The following is a 24,924-nucleotide window of genomic DNA, read 5'->3' on the forward strand; positions in this document are numbered from 1 at the left end:
TATGCGATCAGTCTGTGGGGGTTGGTCCGTCGCCGGGCCTGCCATCGGGCCTGCCGCCCGGGTCACCTGGGCCTACTCCGGGTGCCTCGCCGCTGCCGCTGGGACTTGTCTCGGGGTCTACCAGAACGGTCAGCGAGGCGGTGTAGCCCTCTTCGAGCGAGCCGGTCACCGTGGCCATCTGGTGTTCGGCGGAGTCGTTGCCGAAGACGTTGTCCGTCTCGAGGCTGACCCCGTCCATGTTCCGGGAGGAGCCTTCATAGGCGGCGAGCTCGTAGACGCCGTCGCTGATATCCTCGGGAAGCGCCATCTGCGAGACGGCGATGGCGTTGGTGTAGTCCTCGATGTCCTCCACGGACTGATAGACCTCGAAGTGGATATGAGGCCAACGGCCGGTGTAGCAAGCTGGGTAGATGGCGGTGAAGCTCAGCTCCCCGGCCTCGTCTGCCACCTGCACCCCGCGCAACCAGGTCTGATCCTCCACGCCCTCCGAGTACATGGAGTAGCGGCCCTGTGCATCGCACATCCAGGCATAGAGAGCTGCTCCGGCGAACGGGGCAGCTTCCTGCTGGGCGTTGAGCAGGGTGAACCGGACCTCCAGCGGCACGCCCTGGACTGTCTCACCCCCGTCGAGGCTGGTGGTGATGTCCTGCCTGATGATGCCGGACTCCTCCAGCACGTCGGGCCCGTTGGAGCCATCCCCCGGGTAAGGGCCGGAGGTCTCGTCGGGGATTTCGGTCTCCGGGACCTCCGCGGCGGCAGAGGCGCTGGCACCGGTGGAGCCTGAGGTTGCTGCTGATGAGGCGGAGGCCGCCGGCGTCGTCGTGGAACCTGAGCCGTCAACGCTGCAGGCTGCAAGCGCGGTGACGCTGACACCGGCCATGCTCAGGCCGAGGATGCCTCGTCGGCTGATGAGGGTCTGCAGGTCGAAGGAGGCGCCCTGATCGACGACCTCCTCCTGGGGGCGCTGCAGCAGCCGCCCCTCGAAGGACGGTCCTTCGGGGGTCTGCTCCGGTTCTGGCACGCGTAGCATGTTGATCACTCCTGGGTGGGTTGTGGTGTGCTGACAGGGATCAGCATCCTCGCCCAACTCATGAGAGAGCTGTGGCCCGCTTATGAATCAGCTATGGATCCTCCGGCTGAGAGGCCCAGGCGCCGTCATGACGGCGGGATCTCGCTTGACACAGATATGATTCAAGTCACAGACTCGCCATATGGCTGATACTCACCAGGTGCTGAACCAGGCCCCGCCGCTGGTGGACTATAACGTGGCCGCCGACCCTGCTCTGCTGGATGGCCTACACAGCCAGGGTGCCGGCTGGGCTGAGCAGGAATTGCACCAGTTGGGCAAGCTCGCCGGCAGCCAGCAGGCCCAGGACTGGGGCCGTCAGGCCAATGAGAATCCACCAGCGCTGAAGACCCACGACCGGTACGGCCACCGGATCGACGAAGTCGAATTCCACCCGGCCTGGCACCAGCTGATGAACACAGCCGTCAGCCACGGGCTGCACGCCGCGCCCTGGACCGATGACCGCCCCGGCGCCCACACCGCCCGGGCCGCCAAGTTCCTGGTGTGGAGTCAGGTGGAAGCAGGCCATATGTGCCCGATCTCCATGACCTACGCCGCGGTCTCGCCACTGCGCCACGCCCCTGAGCTCTCGGAGGTCTACGAGCCGCTGCTGGCCTCCCGAGACTATGACTGCGGCCTGCGTGAGCCCCGCACCAAACGAGGGGTGATCGCCGGGATGTCCATGACCGAGAAACAGGGTGGCTCCGACGTGCGGGCCAACACAACCACCGCTGAACCCGCTTCAGACGGCTCCTATGTGATCACCGGACACAAATGGTTCACCTCAGCGCCGATGAGCGATATCTTCCTCACCCTGGCCCAAGCCCCCGGCGGCCTCACCTGTTTCCTACTGCCCCGAGTGCTGCCCGACGGCAGTCGCAACGGGATCCGCCTGCAACGGCTCAAGGACAAGCTGGGCAACACGTCCAACGCCTCAGCGGAGATTGAGTACGACGCCGCCCTGGGTTGGAAAGTAGGGGAGGAGGGCCGGGGTGTGCCCACCATTGTGGAGATGGTCAACAACACCCGGTTGGACTGCGTACTGGCCACCGCATCCCTGATGCGCCAGGCAGCAGTCCAAGCCGTCCATCACTGCGTCCACCGGGAAGCCTTCGGTGCCAGGCTCATCGACCAGCCAGCCATGCGTAATGTGCTGGCTGACCTGGTGTTGGAGTCTGAGGCAGCTACCAGCATCGCCCTCCGGCTGGCCGGCGCCAGAGGTGACCAGGAGCAGAACGCCTTCCGCCGACTGGCCCTGGCAGCAGCCAAGTACTGGGTCTGCAAGCGCGGGCCGGTGCACACCGGTGAGGCGCTGGAGTGCCATGGCGGCAACGGGTATGTGGAAGAGTCAGGCATGCCACGGATCTACCGGGAGGCGCCACTGCTGTCTATCTGGGAGGGCTCAGGAAATGTGGCCGCCCTGGACACCTTGCGGGCGATGGCTAAGGAGCCCGAGACCCTCGAGGCGTTCTTCCAGCAGGTTGACAGGGCGGCGGGGCAGAACCAGCACCTGGATGCAGCACGCAAAGACCTTCAGCGTGGTCTGACCCACCCGGAGGATGCCCAGTATCAGGTCAGAAGAACAGTGGAGAAGATGGCCCTGGTCCTCCAGGCCTCCCTGCTGGTGCAGCACTCCCCGGCGGCCGTGGCCGATGCCTTCTGCGCTTCCCGGCTCGGCGGCGACTGGGGCTATGCCTTCGGAACCCTGCCCCGCGGCGTCGATACTGAAGCCATCCTCACCCGCGCACGTCCCAGCTGAGTGGAATCAGGCTGAAGAACGAATCAGGAAGACTGGCTCAGCGCAAGTGCTAGCGGGAGGCGGAGCGACGGCGTCCGCTGCTGTTGCGGCTGCGGGAACTGTTTCGCCCGGGCCGGTACCCGGAAGCGCGTCCACCGCCACGGCCACTACTGTGTCCACCCGAGTGTGTGGACTGCTGCTGAGCAGGTGCTACAGGCTTGACATAGGGCGCCTGCTCACCCACCAAGTCCAGCACTGCAGTGGAGTCACTGGTCACCGTCATCGGCTGAGCCTTGATCGCGGCCCGGCGCAGCAGTGCCTGGGTATCGCGGCGCTGCTCAGGCAGCATCACAGTGACCACATCCCCGCTGGAGCCTGCCCGGGCGGTGCGCCCTGAGCGGTGCAGATAGGCCTTGTGCTCGGCCGGCGGATCAACATGGACCACCAGCTTCACATTGTCCACATGCACGCCACGGGCTGCCACATCGGTGGCTACCAGTACCCGCACGCCCTCCTTGCTGAAGGCTGCCAGATTCCGGTCGCGCGCATTCTGCGACAGGTTGCCGTGCAGATCCACCGCAGGAGTCCCGGAAGAGGTCAGCTGCTTGGCCAGCTTCTTGGCCTGGTGCTTGGTGCGGGTGAACAGGATCCGCTTGCCGGTTCCGGAGGCCAGTGTCTTCACCAGCGTCTTCTTCTCCTCGGCGGAGACCTCAAAGATGTGATGGGTCATCGCCGAGACATGCGAAGTCGGCTCATCCACCGAATGCAGCAGCTCATTGTGCAGGAACCGCTTGACCAGCTTATCCACCCCGTTGTCCAGGGTCGCGGAGAAGAACAGTCGCTGGCCACGGGCGGGTGTCTTGGCCAGAATCCTGGTCACACCGGGCAGGAACCCCAGATCAGCCATATGGTCAGCCTCATCCAGCACGGTCACCTGAACCTCATCGAGGCTCAGCTCGCCCTGCTGGAGCAGGTCCTCCAGCCGACCGGGGCAGGCCACCACAATGTCCACGCCCTTGCGCAGCGCAGCCACCTGGTGCTTCTGGCTCACCCCGCCGAAAATAGTGGTGGTGTTCAGCCCCATGACACCGGCCAGAGGCTCCAGCACTGCGTTGATCTGGGTGGCCAACTCCCGGGTGGGAGCCAGTACCAAGCCCCGCGGCCTGCCAGAGGCAGTGCGGGCGGCGGCGTCGGCCAACCGGGCCACCAGCGGAATTGAAAAGGCCAGAGTCTTACCGGAACCGGTCTTGCCGCGGCCCAGCACATCACGTCCGCCCAGGGTGTCCGGCAGGGTCTGCTGCTGGATGGGGAAAGCGGCGAACTTGCCCTCAGCGGCAAGGATGCGCACCAGGGGAGCGGGCACGCCGAGGTCAACAAAAGTCAAGGGTGTATCAGAAATGGGAGGAGCCTTTCAGAGGCGGGAAACGGGTTCGCCGCGAGAAGCTCAACAGGTTCCTACGACGCACGGTGCGAAAATCACCGAAGTCCCTAGTCTATCAGGACACCTGCCGGTTCAGCGCCCGGAAGGGTTGTGGTCAGCGTGTTTGTGGGCAATATCATGCTGGAGTCCAGCTGAGCTTCCCAGGATGGGAACACGTTGCACCCGAGCAGAAGGACTTCTGATGAGCTCCCTGTGGCTCGACACCCACACCGTCACTGTGCCCCAGACCCCGTTCCCTCAAGACCAGAAGTACGACGCCGCAGTGGCCGGAGCCGGTCTGACCGGACTCACCATCGCCGTGCTGCTGGCCCGCGCAGGATTGCGCACCGTGGTGCTGGAAGCCCGACATATCGGCGCGGCAGCTACCGGAAACACCACCGCGAAGGTCTCGCTGCTTCAAGGCAGCCAGCTCTCCTCCATCCGATCCCATCGCTCGGATGAGATTCTGCAGGCCTATGTGGAGGGAAACCGGGAGGCCCAGGCTTGGCTGCTGCGATATCTGGACGAGCACGGCATCGGCTATCAGCACCGCACCGCCTGGACTGTTGCCCATACCGCTGAGGGGGTACAGACACTGGAGAATGAGTACGAGGCCGCTCAGACCGCCGCACTGCCCGTGGAATGGCAGCAGCCCACCGAACTTCCTTACCAGGTGGAATCTGCGATTGCCCTGAAGGACCAGGCGCAGATCCACCCGGTAGAGGTGCTCGATGCTCTGGCTACTGAGCTCCTGGAGCGCGGCGGACAGATTGTCCAGGGCGCACGGCTGATAGATGCCGAAAACGGTCCGCCGGTAGAAGTCAAGACCACCGCCGGATCTCTGCAGACAGATCGTCTGATCCTGGCCACCGGAGCACCGGTGCTGGACCGCGGCGGGCATTTCGCCACAATGCAGGGCCACCGCTCCTATGCGCTGGCCTACCGGATCCCGTCCGGAACACCGGTGCCGCAGGGGATGCACCTGAGCGTAGATGAGCCCAGCCGCAGCCTACGGACCGCCTCAGCTGCTGGGGAAGAGTTGTTGCTGGTGGGCGGCAACGGGCATGTGGTGGGGCGTGCGGATTCGCCTGCTCAGGCAGTGGCTGATATCGAGGACTGGACTCAGCGCCATTTCCCGGGCGCGCAGCGTACACACAGCTGGTCGGCCCAGGACTACCGGCCGGCAGACTATGTGCCGTTCTTCGGGAAGCTTCGGCGAGGTGGCGGGAATATCTACCTGGCCACCGGGTACAACAAATGGGGTATGACTAACGCTGTGGCCGCAGCACTGGGCGTCTCAGCTGAGATTCTCGGCGGCCAGATGCACTGGGCGCAGACGCTGTCTGAACGTGGCCCTGCGATCAGGGGCGCGGTGACCGCGGTGAAGGACAATGCTGAGATCGGCGCCCGCATGGTCAAGGACTGGGGCAGTGCCGAGGTGGGTGCCCTGCCTGATGCTCCGCCTGAGGAGGGCCGCGGCGTCGTCGGCCGTTCCGGTGGTAAACCGGTGGCGGTCTCCACGCTCGAAGGTGCCACCCGTAAGGTCTCTGCGGTCTGCCCGCATATGGGTGGGATTCTGCAGTGGAACGATGCCGAGTGCTCCTGGGACTGCCCTCTGCACGCCTCCCGCTTCGCCCCCGACGGAACGCTGCTGGAAGGCCCCGCGGTCAGCGATCTGAAGAGTGCGGAATAAAAACTGATCTGTCGTGGACCACCATGGCCACTTTGAAAGCAAAGATGAGGCTCGCCAAGAGTGGGGATCATTTATTTCAGGCGTGAAGAAGTCTGCCTTCACCCTGACCGCTGAGGAATGGATGCAGATGCAGGAGCAAGTGGCCCGGGTGATAGATCCGCGAGCATCTGAGCTTCACGAATCCGATTCGTTGCCGAATGATCATTTCTCGGCGCGGACCCTCATGCGCGACTCATTAGAGCGGTCCTACGCCGCGATGCGAATGATGGGGCTCAACAGGCAGAACGATGAGTGAATCAGGTCTTGCTGTCGTCCCCATCCTTGGAGTTGTCATCCTTGGGGTCACCAGCCCCACCTTCATCATCCCACCTGTCGAGACGAGAGGAGCCCCTACGAGTAGCGGCTTTCTCACGGTCCTTTTCAACGCGCTCTTTCTTGGAAGCCAAACCTGGGTTGACACCCCCACCTCGATCGAAGACTGGGTTACAGTGCTCGCTTCATTCGGCGCGCACGCTCCCGGATAAACCCGAAAACGAGAGTGCCGAGGAACAACACAATCCCGATGATGGCCAACCACACCAGGCCCTCAAAAACGAACCCGACGATCGACAACACCACCCAGGCGACCAACAGGATTACTAGTACTGTCCACATGTTCTAAAGGTACGCCTGTTCCATCAGAATAGATAGGTCTGAGGCGCTACCGCCTGAAAGTGCCCACCCGATCCCACCCTGGAGCACCTGCCCTACCTCGACATCTGGTTCTGTGAGCCGTCTTGGTGCGAGATGGGCCAGCGCAAGACACCCGTGGACAGGTATATGTTCAAAGCATCAGGGGAGTGGGCCAGCGACCACCGAGCGGAGCTGTTCCGGGCCCCGCTGAGGCTGGCAGAGCATTGGGGAATACACGATCACAATACGGGGATTCGGCGGCTCAGACGTAATTTGGTGCGTCGAGAGGGACTCGAACCCCCGACACCTGCGGTGTAAACGCAGTGCTCTAACCAACTGAGCTATCGACGCATATGCCGGAAATCGGCACGGTTTAGGATTCTACACAAAAACGCCGGTGCGGGCCCTGTTGGGCCTGCCCGGCGTTGTGCCTCAGCTGGGATCAGCGGCGGAAAGCTGTCCTATCCAAGGCGTAGAAGTCCCGGGCTGGAGCGTCATGCGGGCCGAATTCGAAGTCTCGGCGCTCAGCAGCGCTGAGCAGCTGCAGAATCCGGTTGCTGGGCACCATCGTGCCGGAAACGCTGCGAGCCTTGGACCGTTTGTTGGACAGGCTGCCCGTGTAGATTCTCTCCATCAGAGGGTTCACGTATGCACATCCTTTCTCATGTATGTGTAGTTGCGTCTGCGAACTAAATGATCCAACCAGAACCGCACAGGAAACATTCCTGTAACATTCGGTTTACATGAGAAATGTGAGCAATATCTCCGGAATGCAGGGTTACTGTTCCGAGGCGCGGAAATCTGCGAGTCTGGACTGCTCCGCGGCGTAGAGGCCAGCCCCCACGATCCCGGCGTTGTTGGTCAGCTGCGCCGGCACTACCTTGGCCCGCAGACCGGTGACCTGGGGCAGGAAATCCTCACTGCGCTTGGAGATTCCACCACCGATGATGAACTTGTTCACCGGCTGAATGCGCTCAATATGCTTCAGATAGCGCTCCAGCGTGCGGCCGTACTCGTCCCAGGGCATCTCCAGCCGTTCCCGTGCAGCTGCCGAGATCTTCTGCTCGGCGGGCTTCACACCCTCGAACTCCAGATGCCCCAGCTCCGAATTGGGCACCAGCACCCCGTCATGCACGATCGCGGTGCCGACTCCGGTGCCCAGCGTCACCATCATGATGGTCCCGGGCTTATTGGCGCCGGCCCCATACCGGGCCTCAGCCAGGCCCGCGGCGTCGGCGTCATTGAGGGTGAAAGTGCGCCCGGGCAGGTCCTTGAGCAGCTCGGTGGTGTCAGACTCCAGCCAGGACTCGTCAATATTGGACGCCGAGAGCACCACGTTGTCGATCACAATCCCGGGCACAGCGACTCCTACCGCAAGCTCATCCAAAGCCGGTGCCTTCTCCCGGGAGAGCAGCTCATCGAGGATCTCGCCGATCACTGCCGCCACCGCCTGCGGAGTAGCTGGCTGCGGGGTGGGGATGCGGAACCGTTTGCCGGTCAGTGTCCCCTTGCGCAGATTGACGATCCCGCCCTTGATGCCGGTGCCGCCCACATCAATGCCGATGGCACGTTTGGGCAGCTGCGACAGTCCCGCGCTGGCCGGCCCGAGCGCCTCCGCAGCGGGAACAGTCTGGTCAGGTTTGGTCATCAGGCTCCTTCAGTGGGCAGGGTGAGAATCTCAGCACCCTCACCGGTGATCAGAACGGTGTGCTCAAACTGGGCGGTGCGCTTCCGGTCCCGGGTGACTGCCGTCCAGCCGTCCTCCCACATATCCCAGTGCCGGGTGCCCAGGGTGAGCATCGGCTCCACGGTGAACACCATGCCGGGTTCGATGGGCTGAGAGTGTTCCGGGGCGGCGTCGTAATGGGGAATCACCAGCCCGGTGTGGAAGGCCGGCCCCACCCCGTGCCCGATGAACTCGTGCACCGTGCCATAGCCGAAGCGGCGGGCGTAGACCTCGATGGCGCGGCCGATCACATTGATGGGACGGCCTGGTTTGGCTGCCCGGATCCCGCGCATCATTGCCTCATGGGTGCGCTCCACCAGCAGCCGGGACTCCTCATCCACATCGCCGACCAGAAAGGTGACGTTGTGGTCCCCGTGCGCACCGTCCAGATAGGCGGTGATGTCCAGGTTGACGATGTCTCCTTCGGCCAGCACGGTGGAGTCGGGGATGCCGTGGCAGACCACCTCGTTGACCGAGGTGCAGATGGACTTGGGGAACCCGCGGTAGCTCAGGCAGCTGGGGTAGGCGCCGCGCTCGATCAGATAGCTGTGGGCGAAGGCGTCCAACTCATCGGTGGTGACCCCGGGCTTGATCAGCTTGCCGGTGGCGACCATCGCATCAGCGGCGAGCTGGGCCGCCTTCCTGATCCGGGTGATAGTAGCGGCGTCGAAGGCATCCGAGCCGGTGTACTTGGGCGGCTCCGGCAGGCCCACATAGTTGGGCTTGTCAATGTGCGCCGGCACCGGGCGCTGCGGTGAGAGCGTACCCCGGGTGAGTGTGCCCACCGGCGCCTGGGAGAGTGCTGAAGCCATGGCCGCAATCCTATCGGGCACCCGGTGGGTGGGCGTAGTCTGTGAGGGTGAGCGATTATTGGTACAACATGACCACCGGGGAAGTGGAGCAGGGCGCTAAGTCCGGCTGGAGGCACCTGCTGGGCCCGTATAAGACCTACGCCGAGGCTGCCCGCGCCCTAGAGAAGGTCGAGCAGCGCAACGAAGAGTGGGACAACGAGGACGACGCCTAGAAGGTGTGCTCATCGGTGGGGAACGTGCCCTTCTGAACTTCGCAGCGGAAGGCCTGGACTGCCTCGGTGATGGTCCCGCGCAGATCAGCATATTGCTTGACGAAGCGCGGCAGTCGGCCGTTGTTGAGCCCCAGCATGTCCTGCCAGACCAGCACCTGGCCGGTGGTGGCACTGCCGGCACCGATTCCGATGGTGGGGATGCGCACTTCCTGCTCCAGCTGGGCCGCCAGCTCTGCCGGAATCATCTCCACCAGCAGGCAGAATGCGCCAGCTTCCTCCAGGGCACGGGCGTCTGCGATCACCTGCTGGGCATGCTCCCCGCGCCCCTGCACCCGGAATCCGCCCAGCTGGTGCTCAGACTGCGGGGTGAAGCCGGCATGGGCCATCACCGGGATACCAGCATCGACCACTGCTTTGACATGCGGGGCCAGCCCGGCATGGGCCTCCATCTTCACCGCCTGGACCCCCGCCTCCTTCATGAACCGCACCGCAGTATGCACTGCCTGCGCAGGCGTTGCCTGGTAGCTGCCGAAGGGCAGATCGGCCACCACCAGAGCGCGCTTGGCCCCGTTGACCACTGACTTGGCGTAGACCAGCAGCTCATCAACGGTGATGCCCAGCGTGGAGGCGCTGCCCTGCATCACATTGGCCGCTGAGTCGCCCACCAGCAGCACTTCGATCCCGGTCTCATCGAAAACCTGCGCCATCATGGCGTCATAGGCGGTGAGCATGGCGAAGCGCTGGCCCTCATCCTTGAACCGCTGCAGGTGGTGGGTGCGGATACGGGCGGGCCTGCGGGCAGCTGGTGCGGAGGCGGCGTCGTGCTGTGCCACTCCGCTGTAAGGTGCGGACTGTTCATCATTGGACATAGGGTCAAGACTACTCCGCGCTCCGCGGCGGTTGGGTAGAGTAGTCAACGCCGGACGATGACCGGACAACAACTCATTCTCAGGAGGCGGAAGACGCATATGGACCGTCAGCAGGAATTTGTACTGCGCACCATCGAGGAGCGCGACGTCCGCTTTGTCCGGCTGTGGTTCTCCGATGTGGTGGGAGCCCTGAAGTCCGTGGCGCTGGCACCGGCTGAGGTGGAGGGCGCCTTCGCCGAGGGGCTGGGCTTTGACGGATCCTCCATCGAGGGGCTCTCCCGGGTCTTCGAATCCGACATGCTGCTCAAGCCGGACCCCTCCAGCTTCCAGATCCTGCCCTGGCGCGGCGAGGATGAGCCCACTGCCCGGATGTTCTGCGATATCCTCACCCCGGACCAGGAATCCGCGCTGGGCGACCCCCGGTACGTGCTGCGCCGTCAGCTCGACGCCGCCGGGGAGATGGGCTTCACCTGCTACACCCACCCAGAGATCGAGTTCTACCTGCTGGCCTCCGAGGAGCCCGACGACACCGGCCGGCCAGTCCCTGCCGATAACGCCGGGTATTTCGACCACATCACCGGCTCGGTGGCCCAGGACCTGCGCCGACACACCGTGAACATGCTCGAGGCCGTGGGCATCTCCGTGGAGTTCAGCCACAACGAGGTCGGTCCGGGCCAGAACGAGATCGACCTGCGCTATGCCGATGCGCTGACCACCGCGGACAACATCCAGACCTTCCGCACCATCGTCAAAGAGGTGGCCCTGGCGCACGGCAAATACGCCAGCTTCATGCCCAAGCCCTTCAGTGAGCACCCTGGCTCGGCCATGCACAGCCACTTCAGCCTGTTCGAGGGCGACACCAACGCGTTCTACGCCCCCAACGCCGAGTTCAATCTCTCCACCACCGCCCGGCAGTTCATTGCCGGGGTGCTGACCCACGCCCCGGAGTTCACTGCGGTGACCAACCAGTTCGTGAACTCGTATAAGCGGCTCTGGGGCGGGGGAGAGGCTCCCAGCCACATCTCCTGGGGCCACAACAACCGCTCAGCGCTGATCCGGGTGCCGCTGTATAAGCCCACCAAGGGCGGCTCTGCACGGGTGGAGTTCCGCGGCATCGACTCTGCAGCCAATCCCTACCTGGCCTACGCCGTAGTGATCGGCGCCGGGCTGAAGGGCATCAAGGAGGGCTACGAACTGGCCGAGCCGGTCACCGAGGATGTCTGGAGTCTGAGCACAGCCGAACGCAAGGTGCTGGGCCTTCGGCCCTTGCCGGGCACCCTGCACGAGGCCATCCGCCAGATGGAGGACTCCGAGCTTGTGGCCGGGATCCTCGGCGAGCAGGTGTTCGATAACTTCCTGCGCAATAAGCGCCAGGAGTGGGACGAATACCGGGTCAACGTCTCTCCCTTCGAGATCACGAAGTACCTCGGTATGGTTTAAGGCGTGCCTGCTCAGCTGCCAACTGCGCGTGAGCTGATTGCTGCTGGTTTTCAGGAGACGCAGCGCGCCCAGAACTTCCTGACAGATCCGCAGCTTGCCAAGCTGCAGCCGCAGGCCCTGGTGAGCACCCTCTATGAGGCCCCCGGTCCTGACCAGGCGCTGCTGCTGCTGATCCGTCTGCTGGAGAGGGCACCGAAGGTCGGTGAGCTCTTTGCCGAGGAGCCGGCTTCGGTTCGCTCAGATTTCTCAGCCGCTTCAGACGACTCTGAGCAGACCCAGGTCGTCGCTCCGTCCCATCGGGCGCCGTCGCCTGGATATCCGGCGGCTGTGCCACTGCTGAGGCTGCTGGGCGCCTCCCAAGCCCTGGGTGAGTTCCTTATCCGGCACCCCGAATGCGCCGATCTGGTTCTGGGGCAACCAACCGGTGGTACAGCTTGGACTGACCCCAGCGCAGAGCAGCTGCGCGAGCGGCTGATGAGCGCGGTGCGGGCCGATTCCGGTGCTCAGACTCCGGTGGCGGAGCTGAGCGAGGAGTTCACCGCCAAGCAGGCCGGCCGCGCCCTGCGCATCGCCTACCGCTGCGAGATCACCCGCCTGGCCCTGTGTGACCTCACCGCCGCAGACCCCCTGTCCTATCTGGATACGGCCGCACGACAGCTTGCTGACCTTGCTGCCGCTGCCATCGACGCCGCTCTGGCGGTCAGCCGGGCCCAGCTGGTGGCCCGCCGGGCTGAGGCAGAGCAGATCGAGCTTGCGGTGATCGGGATGGGCAAATGCGGGGCTCGGGAGCTGAACTACATCTCCGATGTGGACGTGATCTACATACACTCAGCACCGGAGGAGTACGACGCCGCATCCGCCCGTGATCTGGCTATCAGCCTGGCCAGCGGTATCGCCAAAGTGCTGGGCGCCTCTGACGGGGAGCCCGCCCTGTGGGAGGTTGACGCCAATCTGCGCCCTGAGGGCAGGGACGGACCGCTCTCGCGCACCCTGGACTCGCACGAGGAGTACTACCGCCGGTGGGCTGCCGGATGGGAGTTTCAGGCCCTGCTGAAGGCTCGGCCGATTGCCGGCAGCGCGGCCCTGGGTGCTGCGTATATGGAGCGGATCGGCCCGCTGGTGTGGCAGGCGGCCACCCGTGAGGGCTTTGTGCAGGATGTGCAGGCGATGCGGCGGCGTGTCTTCGAGAACATTCCGTACCGGCATGCTGACCGGGAGATCAAGCTGGGTCGGGGTGGGCTGCGCGATATCGAGTTCACCGTGCAGCTGCTGCAGCTGGTGCACGGGCGAGTGGATGAGCAGCTGCGGGTGCGCGACACCCTGTCTGCGATCAAAGCGCTGGGGGAGGGGGAGTACGTCTCCAGTCGGGACCAGGAGGCGATGAGCAGGTGCTACCGGCAGCTGCGGCTCTATGAGCACCGCATTCAGATGGCCCAGATGCGCCGAACCCACCTGATGCCGCAGAAGGAAACTGCGCTGCGGGCCCTGTCCCATGCTGTGCGCCCGGCCGGCCAGCCCCGCCGGTCCAGTCCTGAGGAAGTGCTTAAGGAGTGGCAGCAGGTGACCCGTGAGGTGGCCACCTTCCACGAGACCATTTTCTACCGCCCGCTGCTCTCCACCACCGCAGTGCTCTCCGAGGACGAGGTGCGGCTCTCCCCGGAGTCGGTGGCCGACCGGCTGGCCGCCCTGGGCTTCAGTGATCCCAAAGGCGCACTGCGACATATCGAGGCACTGACCTCAGGGGTCTCCCGCAAGGCCACCCTGCAGAAGCGCATCCTGCCGATGATGCTGGGCTGGTTGGCTCAAGGCGTGGACCCTGACCACGGGCTGCTGGCCTTCCGCCGACTCAGTGAGTCCCTGGGCGCCAGCCCCTGGTATCTGACCATGCTGCGGGATTCCTCGGTGGCTGCTGAACGGCTCTGCCAGCTGCTGACCAGCTCCCGGTTCGTCTCCGAGATGCTGGAGCACCGGCCCGAGTCCGCCCAGTGGCTGGGGGACGACGACGCCCTGGCGCCACGTAGTTTCGACTCACTGTGGACTGAGATACAGAGTGCTCTGGACCGGCACGAGGGGGAGGCCCAGACTGCGGTGCGGCTGGCCCGGCTGATCCGGCAGCGTGAGCAGCTGCGGATCGCCATCGCTGATGCCTGCGGGCTGATCAGCCAGCAGGAGGTGGGTGCCGCACTGACCGAGGCGGACCGGGCTGCCACCTTGGGCGCTCTGCGGGTTGCTGAGGAGGAGGTCTTCGCTGAGGAGGGCCGACTGGTCAGCTTCCTGGTGATCGCGATGGGCCGTCAGGGCGGCCGCGAGATTAGTTACGGCTCGGATATGGACGCCATGTTCGTGCACCGACCGGTGGAGGGTGCGCAGAGGACTGCCGCTGACCGCCAGGCCCAGAAGTTGGCGCTGCGGCTGACACAGCTGCTCTCCAAGCCGGTCAGACCTGCCGTGCGTGGGGAGGTCCCGCTGCAGATTGACGCGGACCTGCGTCCGGAGGGCAAGAAGGGTCCGCTCTCCCGGTCTCTGGGGTCCTACGAGGAGTACTACCGGCGCTGGATGGATATCTGGGAGCGCCAGGCTCTGCTGCGGGCTCGCCCGGTGGCCGGCTCCGATTGGCTGGCGGTGGACTTCATGGACCTGGTGGACGGCATCCGTTACGGGGATCCGCCCACTGCCACGCAGCTGCGTGAGATCCGCCGGATCAAGGCCCGGGTGGAGTCCGAGCGGCTGCCCCGCGGGGCGGACCCCTCACGGCATGTGAAACTGGGCCGCGGCGGGCTCTCCGATGTGGAATGGCTGGTGCAGATCTATCAGCTCGAACATGCTGACGCCCACCCGGTGCTGCGCGGCACCGGCACGCTGCAGGTGCTCAACGGCCTGGTGGACTGCCAGCTGATGAGCCCTGATGATGCGAACACCTTGGCAAAGGCCTGGAAACTGTGCACCCAGGTTCGTTCCGGGATCATGATCTGGTCCGGCAAGATCTCCGATGTGCTGCCCAGCTCCCGCCGCGACCTGGAGGCGGTCTCCCGCTGGTCCGGCTTCGCCCCGGGCCGGGCCGCAGCCTTCGAGGAGCACTATCTGCGCACCACCCGCCGGGCCCGCCAGGTCTATGAGCGGCACTTCTACGCAGCTTAGCTAGGACTCCGGGGCGTAGTCCTGTAAGCGTTCCCGCTGCTCAGTATTGAGCCGCTGAGGCCGGCCGGTGTCACGATCCACCATCACCAAGGTTGAGTAGGCAGTGACCTTCGGGGCGGCGTCGTGCTTTGCTGCTCTGAGCGCATAGTCAATGGTGAAGCTGGCTCCGCCCACCTTGCTGATGCTCATCTGCACCCAGACCGGATCGCGCTGATACGGCAACTGCGCACGGTAGCGGAGCTGGAAGTCAGCAACCAGCGCCCAGATCTGCTGTGCGGGCTCAAGCGGAGGGAAGATCCCGGAGTCCTGCGCTCCTGGGGCACTCCAGAACGCCCGGGCGCGGGCCTCTTCCAAGAGTCTGAGGATAGCCACATTATTGATATGGCCATAGGCGTCCTGATCGCCCCAGCGCAGCTCAACCGGCACGGCAACAGCACCCATGGCTCCATCCTATCGCCGCAGGTGGGTGGTGGAGCTCTCCTCCGTGCACCTGCGGCGGCTCAGAACCCCGCTCCTCGCGAGTAGAGGTACCGAATCTCGGTGTTATTCCGGCTCTCAACGCCGTTTTAGCACCGAAATCGGGCACATCAATCAGAGGAAGCCTGCGGTGCTGGCGCCAGTAGCTCGAGGGTGCGGTGCTGGACCTCCTCATCGGGGGCCAGGTTCACCAGGATGAGCTCATCGGCTGACACCTGGTCGGCGAAGCTCTCCAGCCAATCGACCACTTCGGACTGAGTCCCGGCCACCGTCCTGGAGAGCATGCCCAGTACCTGCTGACCGGCCGGATGGTCACGCAGCAGCTCCACATCCTCTGCGCTGAGCTCCTTGTTCCGGCCCAGCATGGTACGGATCCACCCGTTCTCCGCCTTACGGCGCTGTTCACGTGCGGTGGCGGCGTCATCATGGGCGATCACATTTGCAGCGGCGATGAAGTGCGGTGCGGCACCCGGGCCCAGCAGCGATCCGGCCGCGCTGAAGTTCTCCCGGTAGGTGGCCGCGGCATGCTCCAGCATCTGAGGCGCGAAGTGGCTGGCGAAGGCATAGGGCAGGCCCAGCTGTGCGGCCAGCTGGGCGCCGAACAGCGATGAGCCCAGGATGTAGAGCGGCACTTCGGTGCCCCAGCCCGGGTATGCGTTGACCCCGGGGATGCGCGAATGCCCGTTGAGATAGCCGGAGAGCTCCATGATGTCGGCCTGGAACCGGTCGGCCTCGGTGCCGTCGCGGCGCAGCGCGCGCATAGTGGGCGCATCAGTGCCCGGTGCCCGACCCAGTCCCAGGTCGATCCGTTCGGGAAAGAGCGTCTCCAGGGTGCCGAACTGCTCAGCGATCACCAGCGGAGAGTGGTTGGGCAGCATGATCCCACCGGCGCCGACCCGCACGTTCTGCGTACCGGCAGCAATGTGTTGGATCAGCAGGGAGGTGGCCGAGCTGGCCACATGGGGCATGTTGTGGTGCTCAGCGAACCAGATACGCTCATAGCCCAATGTGTCGGCGGTCTTGGCCAGACGCAGCGAGCGGGCAATGCCTTCGGCGATAGTCTCACCCTCCCGTACACGGGCCAGATCGAGCAGGGAGAGCGGGCGCGAAACACGAGGAGTCATACTGTCTGTAACTGCGCGACGGGCCCCCTATCATCCGGCCGGCCCTCAGCTGTGAGCAGAACCCCTTTAGGGTCTGACCTCCTAGGATGGGCTCATGGCGCAGACAACGGCCCACGGTGAGTACAAAGTCCCCGGCGGCAAGCTGGTGGTGGTGGACCTTGAGCACGACGACCGCACCATCACCTCCGCTTCACTCAACGGAGATTTCTTCTTAGAGCCCGACGACGCCCTGGAGGCTCTGAACCGGGCACTGACCGGACTGCCCGCCTCCGCTTCCCGGGATGAGATCGGCCAGGCAGTGCGGGCGGGACTTCCCGAGGGTGCGCAGATGATCGGCTTCGACGAATCAGCGGTGGCCACCGCGGTGCGCCGGGCTGTTGGTCGGGCCACCGGATGGGAGGATCATCAGTGGGAGGTGCTGCCCGCGGTCAATCTGCCGATCCAGCTCAACGTAGCACTGGATCAGGTGCTCACCGAAGAGGTGGGAGCTGGCCGCAGGCCTCCGCTGATGCGGCTTTGGGACTGGTCTGAGCGTGCCGTGGTGATCGGGTCCTTCCAATCGGTGGCCAATGAGGTGGATTCCCAGGCGGCTGCGCAGCTTGAAGCCGTGGTGGTGCGCCGGATCTCCGGGGGAGGGGCCATGTTCATGGAGGCAGGCAACTGCATCACCTATTCGCTGTGTTTCCCGCAGTCCCTGGTGGATGGGCTGAGTTTCGCCGACTCGTACCCCTTCCTGGACTCTTGGGTGATGCAGGCCCTGGAGAAGGTTGGGGTGAAGGCGGAGTACAAACCGCTCAACGACATCGTCTCCGCCGCCGAGGGTGAAGGTCACGGCCGCAAAATAGGCGGTGCCGCCCAGAAGCGGCTGGCCAACGGCGGCATGCTCCACCACGTGACCATGAGCTACGACATCAACGCCGAACGGATGACCCGCCTGCTGCGGATCGGCCGCGAGAAGCTCTCCGATAAGGGGCACCGCTCAGCGGTGAAACGTGTGGATCCGCTGCGCAGCCAGACCGGCCTTGCCCGGGAGCAGATCATGGAGGTCTTCGCCCAGACCTTCGCCCAGCGGCACCACGCCGCGGCAGCCAGTATTCGACCCCATGAGCTGGTCCGTGCTGAGCAGCTGGTGGCCGAGAAGTTCAGCACTGACGAGTGGACCGCCCGAGTTCCGTGATGACCGACGAAGGAGCATATGTGAGCATCAGCGACGTTCTGACCCCGGACCTGCTGCACCGTATCCGGGAGCGCGCCCCCGGCTACGACGAGCGCAATGAGTTCTGCGCCGAGGATCTCGATGAGCTGCAGCAGGCAGGTTACCTCAAAGCACTGGTGCCCGAAGAGTTCGGCGGATTGGGATGGGATTTGCGCCAGCTGGTGGAAACGCAGCGGAGGCTTTCCGCCTACGCCCCGGCCACCGCACTGGCAGTGAATATGCACCATGTCTGGGTCTCGGTGGGCCGGCAGATGGTGCGTAGGGGACATCCCGAGTTCGAGCAGGTGCTCACCGAGAGCTCCGAGGGGCACATTTTTGCCTTCGGCATCTCTGAGCCAGGCAACGACGCCGTGCTCTTCGATTCCAGCACTGCGGCGCAGGCCAATGATGATGGCTCGGTGAGCTTCACCGGCACCAAGATCTTCACCACTCTGTCCCCGGCATGGACCAGGCTGGGGCTCTTCGGCAAGGACACTGCCGCTACCGGAGAAGAGGGCGAGACTCCGCTGATCTTCGGGTTCCTTCCTCGGGAGGCTGAGGGCTGGCGGGCGGCTGATGATTGGGATGTGCTGGGTATGCGGGCCACCCACTCGAACAGCACGCTGCTCGACGGCGCCACCGTCCCGGCGCAGCGGATCGTACGCCGGCTGCCCACCGGTCCTAATCAGGATCCGCTGGTCTTTGCGATCTTCTCCTCATTCCTGACCCTGCTGTCCGCGGTCTACACCGGCATTGGTGACCGTGCCCTGCAGCTTGGAGCCGAGCATGCCGCCGCCAGAGAGGCGCTGACCACCGGGGAGACCCTGGATCAGGACCCGGATATCCGCTACAAGCTGGCCGAGGCCCAGCTGCGGCAACTGGCCTTGGACGCCCAGCTGCGCAGTATCGCAGCCGAGGTGGAGGCAGGTGCGGAGCATGGCCCCTCCTGGTTTCCACGACTGGTGACCCTGCGCACCACAGCCACCCGTACTGCCCGGGCTGTGCTCGATGCTGCCCTGGGGACTAGCGGGGGTGCACAGTACCGACGTACCTCGGAGCTGTCTCGGCTTTACCGGGATGCCTTGGCCGGCATCCACCACCCCTCCGATGACGAGTCCGCCCACCGCACCCTGGCCAACTACCTCCTGGGTCCGCTGAAGTAACCCGCCGTCGTCGTTGTTTCTGCCACGAAACGCGGAGGTGGGCCCCACCCCAATGGGTGAGACCCACCTCCGTATGGCGTCAGTCAGACTCAGACGCTGAAGTACAGCTCGAACTCGTAGGGGTTCAGGCGCAGCGCCAGAGGCTCGATCTCCTCTTCGCGCTTGTACTCGATCCAGGCCTCGATCAGCTCCTCGGTGAACACGCCGCCCTCGAGCAGGAACTCGTGGTCAGCCTCCAGAGCCTCCAGAGCCTCATCCAGTGAGCCGGGAGCCTGCGGGATGTCCTTCAGCTCCTCAGCGGGAAGCTCATAGAGGTCCTTGTCCACCGGCTCATGCGGTTCGATCCGGTTCTTGATCCCGTCCAGGCCGGCCATCAGCATGGCGGTGAAAGCCAGGTAGGGGTTGCCGGAGGAGTCGGGCGCACGGAACTCGATGCGCTTGGCCTTGGGGTTGGAACCGGTGATCGGGATGCGGATGGCCGCAGACCGGTTGCCCTGGGAGTAGACCAGGGAGACCGGGGCCTCGTAGCCCTTGACCAGGCGCTTATAGGAGTTCACCGTGGGGTTGGTGAAGGCCAGCAGGGCGTGAGCGTGCTTCAGGATGCCGCCGATGTACCAGCGGGCGGTGTCCGAGAGGTTGGCGTAGCCGGTCTCGGAGAAGAACAGCGGCTCCTCGCCGTTCCACAGGGACTGGTGCACGTGCATACCGGAGCCGTTCTCCTCGAAGATCGGCTTGGGCATGAAGGTGGCGGAGAGGCCGTAGGCAGCAGCAGTGTTCTTCACCACGTACTTGAACTTCTGGATGTCGTCGGCAGCCAGGGTCAGGGTGTTGAACTTGTAGTTGATCTCCTGCTGGCCGGGGCCTGCCACCTCATGGTGGGAACGCTCCACGGACAGTCCGGCCCGTTCCAGGGCCAGCACGATCTCATCGCGGACCTCAGCGGACTTATCCTGTGGGGAGACCGGGTAGTAGCCGCCCTTGGTGGCCAGCTTATGTGCATCCGGCACACCCTCGAACTCGCCGGAGTTCTCGTTGCCCCAGACAGCCTCCTTGGCGCCCAGGGAGTAGAAGGACTCCTGGGGGGAGGACTTGAAGGCCACTGAGTCGAACAGGAAGAACTCGGCCTCCGGGCCGAAGAAGGCGGTGTCAGCAATACCGGATGAGGCCAGGTACTCCTCGGCCTTCTGGGCCACACCGCGCGGGTCGCGGCCGTAGGGCTCTCCGGTGCGCGGGTTGATGATCGAGAAGGTCATCACCAGGGTCTTGGCTGCGCGGTACTCATCCACGAAAGCGGTGGAGGGGTCCGGGATCAGCTGCATATCGGATTCCTGGATGCCCTGGAACCCACGGATGGAGGAGCCGTCGAACAGCTGGCCGTTCTCGAAGAAGTCGAGATCCACAGTATGGGCGGGGACGTTGAAGTGGTGCTGCAGACCTGGCAGGTCGGTGAATCGGATGTCAACAAACTTGACGTCCTCTTCCTCGATGAACTTCAGGGCTTCTTCCGGGCTTGAAAACATGTCTGTCCGTGCTCCTTGTCGAGTGACTGTACATGGGAACCGAGAGCCTGGGCACCCGGCGCTCTTCCTAACCTTACCGAGCAGCGAGTTTCCCTCCCGTCACGCAATTGTTTCCAGAAGGTTACAGAGTTTGCACGCCGATAGACTTGAGCACCGTGAGCACACCAGGAGATGACGACGCTGCCGCGCCCAGCTACCCGGGGGAACAGTTAGGTCTGCCCCCCTCAGGCCCCGGCGCACTGGCCCCCTGGGGCCGGCGGATCCTGGCACTGTTCATCGACTGGGCCATCGCCTCGCTGATTTCGCTGACCTGGTTCAACTATGACGTCTGGGTCACCTTAGGGCTCTTCGTGCTGATGCACGTGACCCTGGTGGGGCTGCTGGGAGTGACCATCGGCAAACGACTGGCCCGCATCCAGGTGGTCCGGCTGCGCGACTCCGAGCCTGCCACGATCCCAGGCCCGCACTGGGCGCTGCTGCGCACGCTGCTTCTGCTGGCCGTGATTCCGGTGGTCGTGATATCCCCGGAAGGGCGCGGTCTGCATGACAGAATCACAGGGACTGTCCAAGTGATCATGTGAGGAACCTCATGGCCCACCACGCTCCGCCGCCCCGCAGCACCGCCTTGGCAGCAGCCGCGCTGGCCGGGCTTCTACTGGCCACCTCTTGTGGGAGTTTCCAGGCGCCGGAGGAAGACAGCGCCGGAGCCACCATCCCTGGCCCCACCATTGAGGGCGCTGACCCAGAAGGAGATGCCTCCGAAGGGGAGAATGCAGAGCAGGACAGTCAGGGAGCCGATGACGACGCCCCCGCAGAGCCTGAGCTGCCGGAGCTTCCGGCGGCCAGCACCACCGGTTTCGAACAGGTAGAGACCATCAGCGAACCGGCGATCAGCCCCAAATCGGTGGTGGCCAGCGGGCATGGCCTGGCCATCGCCAACAACATGATGTACCAGCACACCGTCACCGTCTATGACACCGAGACAGGAGAGCTGGTCCAGGAGCTCTCCGACGCGATCAGCCCCGGCGCCCTGGGTGTGGAAGGCTACCCGGACACAGTGCAGGGCGCCCCGGTGGAAGCAGTGTGGACTGCTGACGGCCAGCATGCCTATGTCTCCCAGTACGACCTGGCCGGTATCGGTGCCGCCGCCTATGACGACTGCCGCAACGGCGAGGAAGTCCCACCCTCAGCGGTCTACCGCTACAGCGTGGCCGAGCAGGACTGGGACCAGTTCATTGAAGTCGGCCGAGTGCCCAAGTTCCAGGCCCTGACCCCGGATGAGTCCCGGCTGCTGGTCACCAACTGGTGCGACTTCGACCTCTCAGTGGTGGACACCGCCACCGGCGAAGAGGAGATGCGGGTACCGCTGAGCTCCCAGCCCCGCGGCATTGCTGCGATGCCGGATAATCGCACGGTCTACGTCACCGCGATGTACGCCAATCAGCTCTGGAAAGTAGATTTGGAGACCGGGGATGCCGAGGTCATCTACGACCAGGCCAGCTTCCCCCGGCACCTGGTGCTCTCCCCGGAGGCCGAGGTGCTCTATGTGACCTTCAGCCGCTCCGACCTGCTGGTGGCCTTCGACACCGAGACCGATGAAGTCATTGCCTCCACCACCACCGGACGCGAGCCGCGCACCATGGACATCTCCGCCGACGGCACCGCCCTCTACGTGGTGAACTACTACGAGGACACCGTCTCGAAGTTCGATGCCGAGACCCTTGAAGAGATCCAGCGCCAGCCCACCGGCCACCTGCCCATCGGAGTCAGCTATGACCCGATGACCGGTACTGTCTGGGTGGCAAACTACTCAGGCACAATAGGCGTCTACGACGACACCCTGTCACGCTGAGCGAGCTGCGGCGCTCAGCTCGGTGACGGGCCCGGTCCCGCTTCCCTGGCATCTCACTTCGCTCAACCCGGCGTGCTGGCTGATGCCTGTGTGGTAAGCCCTCGAGTCCGGTAATGGCCGAGGTAGCGGTCGAAGACCAGAGTCGCCGCCACGATGAGCACTGCGGAGCCGAGCATATGCAGCCACACCAGCAGGATGGGCAGCCCCGTCCAGTGCTGCCAGTAGCCGATCGTCCCCTGGGCCAGGATCACCGCAATGAGGAACCACACCGACCTGCGCTGGGCGGTGGAGGTCCGCAGCCGGAACTGGCGGATCGCCAGGAAGACTGCGGCCGCGCAGAGCACATAGACCGGGATCACATGCAGCCGGGTGACCAGCTCAGCGTTGAACTCATGGCGTGGTGAGCCCGGGTCACCGGCATGCGGACCGGTGCCGGTGACCACAGTCCCCAGCACCACCGCGATCCAGCTGGCGGTCAGTACAATGGCTGCCAGCTGGCGGGTAGCGGCATCGTGCTCCCCGTCCACCACTGACTGCCCGGGCTGGCCGGCATGCGCCAGCTCCAGATTGATCCGCACCAGCAGTCCGGTGGCCACCATCACCAGTCCGGCTGAGGCCAGGAAGTGCAGGGCCACCACCCAGGGGTTGAGATTGGTCCAGACGGTGATCCCGCCGATGACACCCTGCAGCGGAATGCCGAAACCGATGATCAGAGTGCGCACCACCAGGGAGCGGTGGGTGGACCAGAGCCGCACCACAGTCAGGAACATCGCCACACTGATCGCGATCAGCACATAGGTGAGCATCCGGTTGCCGAACTCGATGGCCCCATGGATGCCCATCTCCGGGGTGGAGACCCAGGAATCGGCGGTGCAGCGAGGCCACTCCGGGCAGCCCAGGCCAGAGTCGGTCAGCCGCACCGCGCCGCCAGTGAGGATGATTCCGATATTGGAGATCAGCGTGGCCCAGGCCAGGATCTTGGTGGTGCGGGTGATCCGGTCGGGCAGCCGGCGGGTGATTACGTCCATCGGAAGAACCTCCTGGCGAGCAGTACAGCGGTCACGACCCAGGCCGTGAGGATCAGCAGCGGGATCACCGGGAGCGTGCCGTGGATGGCCGCTTCCCGCAGCGCCTCGCCCAGTGCTGCCGAGGGCAGGCCCAGCAGCAGCGCACCGGCACCCTCATGGGACAGCGGGATCACCGCACCCCCGGCGGCGCCCATCAGCACCCAGGCCACATTGGTCACCGCAAGGGTGGCCTCGGCACGGACAGTCCCGGCGATCAGCAGCCCCAGAGCGGTGAAGGCAGCAGCACCGAGTACCACGCCGCAGCCCAGCCAGATCAGGCCCACCGGATCAGGCTCCCAGCCCAGGGCCAGGCCGGTTCCGCCGAGCACAGTGAGTTGGACCAGGATCACGCACAGCACGGCGATCGCTTTGCCGAGGATCAGGCCGGTGGGGCCCAGGGGAGTGGTGGAGAGGAAGGCCAGCACCCGGTACTGGCGCTCGAAGCCGGTGGCGATGGAGGCCCCGGTGAAGGCTGAGGCCATCACCGCCAGCGCCAGCACCCCAGGAGCTGTTGTCTGGATCTCTGGGACGATATCGGTGATTGCATGGGCCCGGTGCAGGCCGATGAGCACCAGCAGCGGGAGGATCAGGCTGACCAGCAGCTGCTCCCCATTGCGCAGGGTGATCTGCGCCTCGTAGAGACCATGGGCGAGCACCCGTCGGTGGGCAGGGGCAGGCCGGGGAGCAGGCGGCGTCGTACCGGTGGTGTTGGGCTGGGTGCTCACGGGGCGGAGACCTCCCAGAAGACGTCCTCAAGCGTGCGGGCCTCAAAGCTGATCTCAGCAGGCAGCAGGTCAATCTGCGCCCACCAAGAGCTCAGTGCCTGCAGGTCCGCCGGGGTGGAGATGTTCTCCACGGCCCAGCAGGAGCCTGCCCGGTTGGTGCCGTTGTCCTGGGCCACCGGAAGCGGGGCAGCCTTCAGCTCTGCGGCGGTGAGGATGCGCGGGGAGGCGAAGGTCAGCCGGCGTGCAGGCACTGTGCCGTTGCGTGCGGCTGCGGAGCCCTGGTGGGTGAGCTCGGCCACGGTGCCATGCCGCACCACCTGGCCGTCTTTGAGGATGTGCACGGAGTCGGCCAGCTGCTGGGCCTCCTCCAGCAGGTGAGTGGTCAGCACAATGCCGGTGCCGCAGCTGCGCAGCTCACTGATGAGGTCGAAGACAAGCTGCCGGGACTGTGGGTCGAGTCCGGCCGAGGGTTCGTCCAGGAAAACCAGCTCAGGCCTGCCGATGAGTGCGGCGGCCAGCGCGATGCGCTGTTTCTGCCCCCCGGAGAGCCGGCGCACGCTGGTGGTGAGGAAGCTGCCCAGATCCAGGCGTTCGGTGAGGTCCTTCAGCGGCCAGGGATATTGGTGCAGGGCAGAGATATGGCGCAGCAGGGTCACGGGCTTCACCGACTGGGGGAGTCCGCCGTCCTGGAGCATCACGCCGACCCTGGCCCGAAGTTCCGCACCGGCGCGGTAGGGGTCCTGGCCCAGCAGCCGCACCGTGCCGGCGGAGGGACGGATCATTCCCTGGGCACAGCCCAGCGTGGTGGTTTTTCCTGCCCCGTTGGGGCCGATGATCACGGTGACTTCCCCACGCCTGGCGGTGAGGTCCACCCCGGCGAGAATCTCAGTGACTCCACTGGCTGAACGGGCTGAGCCGAGAGCGTAGCGCACCCCGGTGAGGCTCAGGCAGAGGGCAGATGCGGGCACCGCACCAGTCTACCGTTTTCTACAGGTTGTAGAAGTACCGGCGTTGG

At 64.8% G+C, this 24,924-nt stretch carries 23 protein-coding genes and 1 tRNA gene; 10 read left to right on the forward strand and 14 right to left on the reverse strand.

All coding sequences use genetic code 11. The features are described 5' to 3' along the window. Positions 1 to 7 precede the first annotated feature (7 nt). Entirely contained in the window at positions 8 to 1,030 is a 1,023-nt protein-coding gene (locus F0311_RS13345) for a dioxygenase family protein (RefSeq protein WP_150462425.1), read from the reverse strand. Between the two features lie 181 nt (positions 1,031 to 1,211). Here F0311_RS13345 and F0311_RS13350 point away from each other — a divergent pair, with 181 nt between their 5' ends. Continuing rightward, a complete protein-coding gene (locus F0311_RS13350; protein ID WP_150462426.1) occupies positions 1,212 to 2,825 on the forward strand; it encodes an acyl-CoA dehydrogenase family protein in 1,614 nt (537 codons plus the stop codon). Between the two features lie 49 nt (positions 2,826 to 2,874). Here the strand turns inward: F0311_RS13350 and F0311_RS13355 are convergent, their stop codons facing one another. Beyond that, on the reverse strand, positions 2,875 to 4,188 hold the full coding sequence (locus F0311_RS13355; protein ID WP_223881353.1) for a DEAD/DEAH box helicase: 1,314 nt from the start codon (positions 4,186 to 4,188) through the stop codon (positions 2,875 to 2,877). A gap of 238 nt (positions 4,189 to 4,426) precedes the next feature. Here F0311_RS13355 and F0311_RS13360 point away from each other — a divergent pair, with 238 nt between their 5' ends. Together F0311_RS13360 and F0311_RS13365 are read left to right on the forward strand one after the other, a co-directional pair. Further along, positions 4,427 to 5,917 carry an FAD-dependent oxidoreductase gene (locus tag F0311_RS13360; RefSeq protein WP_150462428.1) on the forward strand — a complete coding sequence of 497 codons (1,491 nt, stop codon included), beginning with the start codon at positions 4,427 to 4,429 and terminating at the stop codon, positions 5,915 to 5,917. A 13-nt stretch (positions 5,918 to 5,930) separates the two neighbouring features. Continuing rightward, positions 5,931 to 6,212 carry a hypothetical protein gene (locus F0311_RS13365; RefSeq protein ID WP_150462429.1) on the forward strand — a complete coding sequence of 94 codons (282 nt, stop codon included), beginning with the start codon at positions 5,931 to 5,933 and terminating at the stop codon, positions 6,210 to 6,212. 188 nt (positions 6,213 to 6,400) lie between these two features. On the opposite strand, the gene F0311_RS18150 is transcribed toward F0311_RS13365, so the two are convergent. From F0311_RS18150 to map, 5 genes are all read right to left on the reverse strand, one after another. Next, complete coding sequence (locus F0311_RS18150; protein ID WP_191089932.1) at positions 6,401 to 6,571, reverse strand: hypothetical protein; 171 nt, start codon at positions 6,569 to 6,571, stop codon at positions 6,401 to 6,403. A gap of 292 nt (positions 6,572 to 6,863) precedes the next feature. After that, positions 6,864 to 6,940: transfer RNA gene (locus tag F0311_RS13370), tRNA-Val, on the reverse strand. 91 nt (positions 6,941 to 7,031) lie between these two features. Beyond that, entirely contained in the window at positions 7,032 to 7,235 is a 204-nt protein-coding gene (locus F0311_RS13375) for a hypothetical protein (RefSeq protein WP_150462430.1), read from the reverse strand. Positions 7,236 to 7,367: 132 nt separating this feature from the next. Beyond that, on the reverse strand, positions 7,368 to 8,237 hold the full coding sequence (gene ppgK / locus F0311_RS13380) for a polyphosphate--glucose phosphotransferase (protein WP_150462431.1): 870 nt from the start codon (positions 8,235 to 8,237) through the stop codon (positions 7,368 to 7,370). Continuing rightward, on the reverse strand, positions 8,237 to 9,127 hold the full coding sequence (gene map / locus F0311_RS13385; protein WP_150462432.1) for a type I methionyl aminopeptidase: 891 nt from the start codon (positions 9,125 to 9,127) through the stop codon (positions 8,237 to 8,239). The genes ppgK and map overlap by 1 nt, the downstream gene beginning before the upstream one ends. 47 nt (positions 9,128 to 9,174) lie before the next feature. Between map and F0311_RS13390 the strand changes: the two genes are divergently transcribed. Continuing rightward, positions 9,175 to 9,339: an SPOR domain-containing protein gene (locus F0311_RS13390; RefSeq protein WP_150462433.1), complete on the forward strand. Its 165-nt coding sequence runs from the start codon at positions 9,175 to 9,177 to the stop codon at positions 9,337 to 9,339. Here the strand turns inward: F0311_RS13390 and panB are convergent. Next, positions 9,336 to 10,208: a 3-methyl-2-oxobutanoate hydroxymethyltransferase gene (panB, locus tag F0311_RS13395; protein ID WP_150462434.1), complete on the reverse strand. Its 873-nt coding sequence runs from the start codon at positions 10,206 to 10,208 to the stop codon at positions 9,336 to 9,338. The genes F0311_RS13390 and panB overlap by 4 nt on opposite strands. Positions 10,209 to 10,307: 99 nt before the next feature. Between panB and glnA (F0311_RS13400) the strand changes: the two genes are divergently transcribed. Both glnA (F0311_RS13400) and F0311_RS13405 read left to right on the forward strand, forming a co-directional pair. After that, positions 10,308 to 11,648 carry a type I glutamate--ammonia ligase gene (gene glnA / locus F0311_RS13400; protein ID WP_150462435.1) on the forward strand — a complete coding sequence of 447 codons (1,341 nt, stop codon included), beginning with the start codon at positions 10,308 to 10,310 and terminating at the stop codon, positions 11,646 to 11,648. A gap of 15 nt (positions 11,649 to 11,663) precedes the next feature. After that, the gene (locus F0311_RS13405) at positions 11,664 to 14,786 is read left to right on the forward strand and encodes a bifunctional [glutamine synthetase] adenylyltransferase/[glutamine synthetase]-adenylyl-L-tyrosine phosphorylase (RefSeq protein WP_150462631.1); all 3,123 of its coding nucleotides are present in this window, start codon (positions 11,664 to 11,666) and stop codon (positions 14,784 to 14,786) included. On the opposite strand, the gene F0311_RS13410 is transcribed toward F0311_RS13405, so the two are convergent. Both F0311_RS13410 and F0311_RS13415 read right to left on the reverse strand, forming a co-directional pair. Beyond that, positions 14,787 to 15,227 carry an acyl-CoA thioesterase gene (locus F0311_RS13410; RefSeq protein WP_223881354.1) on the reverse strand — a complete coding sequence of 147 codons (441 nt, stop codon included), beginning with the start codon at positions 15,225 to 15,227 and terminating at the stop codon, positions 14,787 to 14,789. Positions 15,228 to 15,373: 146 nt separating this feature from the next. Further along, positions 15,374 to 16,387 carry an LLM class flavin-dependent oxidoreductase gene (locus F0311_RS13415; RefSeq protein WP_150462436.1) on the reverse strand — a complete coding sequence of 338 codons (1,014 nt, stop codon included), beginning with the start codon at positions 16,385 to 16,387 and terminating at the stop codon, positions 15,374 to 15,376. A gap of 94 nt (positions 16,388 to 16,481) precedes the next feature. On the opposite strand from F0311_RS13415, the gene F0311_RS13420 reads away from it, so the two are divergent. Beyond that, positions 16,482 to 17,564 carry a lipoate--protein ligase family protein gene (locus F0311_RS13420; protein ID WP_150462437.1) on the forward strand — a complete coding sequence of 361 codons (1,083 nt, stop codon included), beginning with the start codon at positions 16,482 to 16,484 and terminating at the stop codon, positions 17,562 to 17,564. Positions 17,565 to 17,584: 20 nt separating this feature from the next. After that, positions 17,585 to 18,745: an acyl-CoA dehydrogenase family protein gene (locus F0311_RS13425; protein ID WP_191089933.1), complete on the forward strand. Its 1,161-nt coding sequence runs from the start codon at positions 17,585 to 17,587 to the stop codon at positions 18,743 to 18,745. Positions 18,746 to 18,834: 89 nt separating this feature from the next. Here the strand turns inward: F0311_RS13425 and glnA (F0311_RS13430) are convergent, their stop codons facing one another. Beyond that, entirely contained in the window at positions 18,835 to 20,265 is a 1,431-nt protein-coding gene (gene glnA / locus F0311_RS13430) for a type I glutamate--ammonia ligase (RefSeq protein WP_150462439.1), read from the reverse strand. A 155-nt stretch (positions 20,266 to 20,420) separates the two neighbouring features. On the opposite strand from glnA (F0311_RS13430), the gene F0311_RS13435 reads away from it, so the two are divergent. Beyond that, a complete protein-coding gene (locus F0311_RS13435; protein ID WP_150462440.1) occupies positions 20,421 to 20,846 on the forward strand; it encodes an RDD family protein in 426 nt (141 codons plus the stop codon). 8 nt (positions 20,847 to 20,854) lie between these two features. Next, a complete protein-coding gene (locus F0311_RS13440) occupies positions 20,855 to 22,117 on the forward strand; it encodes a YncE family protein (RefSeq protein ID WP_150462441.1) in 1,263 nt (420 codons plus the stop codon). A gap of 62 nt (positions 22,118 to 22,179) precedes the next feature. On the opposite strand, the gene F0311_RS13445 is transcribed toward F0311_RS13440, so the two are convergent. The 3 genes from F0311_RS13445 to F0311_RS13455 are packed head-to-tail and all read right to left on the reverse strand — an operon-like array spanning position 22,180 to position 24,877. After that, positions 22,180 to 23,145: a COX15/CtaA family protein gene (locus tag F0311_RS13445; protein ID WP_150462442.1), complete on the reverse strand. Its 966-nt coding sequence runs from the start codon at positions 23,143 to 23,145 to the stop codon at positions 22,180 to 22,182. Further along, positions 23,136 to 23,909, reverse strand: coding sequence for an ABC transporter permease (locus F0311_RS13450; protein ID WP_150462443.1), 774 nt, complete (start codon positions 23,907 to 23,909; stop codon positions 23,136 to 23,138). Before F0311_RS13450 ends, F0311_RS13445 begins: the two co-directional genes overlap by 10 nt. Then, the gene (locus tag F0311_RS13455; protein WP_223881355.1) at positions 23,906 to 24,877 is read right to left on the reverse strand and encodes an ABC transporter ATP-binding protein; all 972 of its coding nucleotides are present in this window, start codon (positions 24,875 to 24,877) and stop codon (positions 23,906 to 23,908) included. The genes F0311_RS13450 and F0311_RS13455 overlap by 4 nt, the downstream gene beginning before the upstream one ends. Positions 24,878 to 24,924: the final 47 nt, after the last annotated feature.

It is taken from the genome of Nesterenkonia ebinurensis, assembly GCF_008711175.1.
GTDB lineage: Bacteria > Actinomycetota > Actinomycetes > Actinomycetales > Micrococcaceae > Nesterenkonia > Nesterenkonia ebinurensis.

Coding starts and splice junctions, on each gene's coding strand:
- F0311_RS13345 (WP_150462425.1), bottom strand. CDS start 1,030: ATGCTACGCGTGCCAGAACCGGAGCAGACCCCCGAAGGACCGTCCTTC.
- F0311_RS13410 (WP_223881354.1), bottom strand. CDS start 15,227: ATGGGTGCTGTTGCCGTGCCGGTTGAGCTGCGCTGGGGCGATCAGGAC.
- glnA (WP_150462439.1), bottom strand. CDS start 20,265: ATGTTTTCAAGCCCGGAAGAAGCCCTGAAGTTCATCGAGGAAGAGGAC.
- F0311_RS13415 (WP_150462436.1), bottom strand. CDS start 16,387: ATGACTCCTCGTGTTTCGCGCCCGCTCTCCCTGCTCGATCTGGCCCGT.
- F0311_RS13350 (WP_150462426.1), top strand. CDS start 1,212: ATGGCTGATACTCACCAGGTGCTGAACCAGGCCCCGCCGCTGGTGGAC.
- F0311_RS13440 (WP_150462441.1), top strand. CDS start 20,855: ATGGCCCACCACGCTCCGCCGCCCCGCAGCACCGCCTTGGCAGCAGCC.
- map (WP_150462432.1), bottom strand. CDS start 9,127: ATGGCTTCAGCACTCTCCCAGGCGCCGGTGGGCACACTCACCCGGGGT.
- F0311_RS18150 (WP_191089932.1), bottom strand. CDS start 6,571: ATGTGGACAGTACTAGTAATCCTGTTGGTCGCCTGGGTGGTGTTGTCG.
- F0311_RS13445 (WP_150462442.1), bottom strand. CDS start 23,145: ATGGACGTAATCACCCGCCGGCTGCCCGACCGGATCACCCGCACCACC.
- ppgK (WP_150462431.1), bottom strand. CDS start 8,237: ATGACCAAACCTGACCAGACTGTTCCCGCTGCGGAGGCGCTCGGGCCG.
- panB (WP_150462434.1), bottom strand. CDS start 10,208: ATGTCCAATGATGAACAGTCCGCACCTTACAGCGGAGTGGCACAGCAC.
- F0311_RS13360 (WP_150462428.1), top strand. CDS start 4,427: ATGAGCTCCCTGTGGCTCGACACCCACACCGTCACTGTGCCCCAGACC.
- F0311_RS13420 (WP_150462437.1), top strand. CDS start 16,482: ATGGCGCAGACAACGGCCCACGGTGAGTACAAAGTCCCCGGCGGCAAG.
- glnA (WP_150462435.1), top strand. CDS start 10,308: ATGGACCGTCAGCAGGAATTTGTACTGCGCACCATCGAGGAGCGCGAC.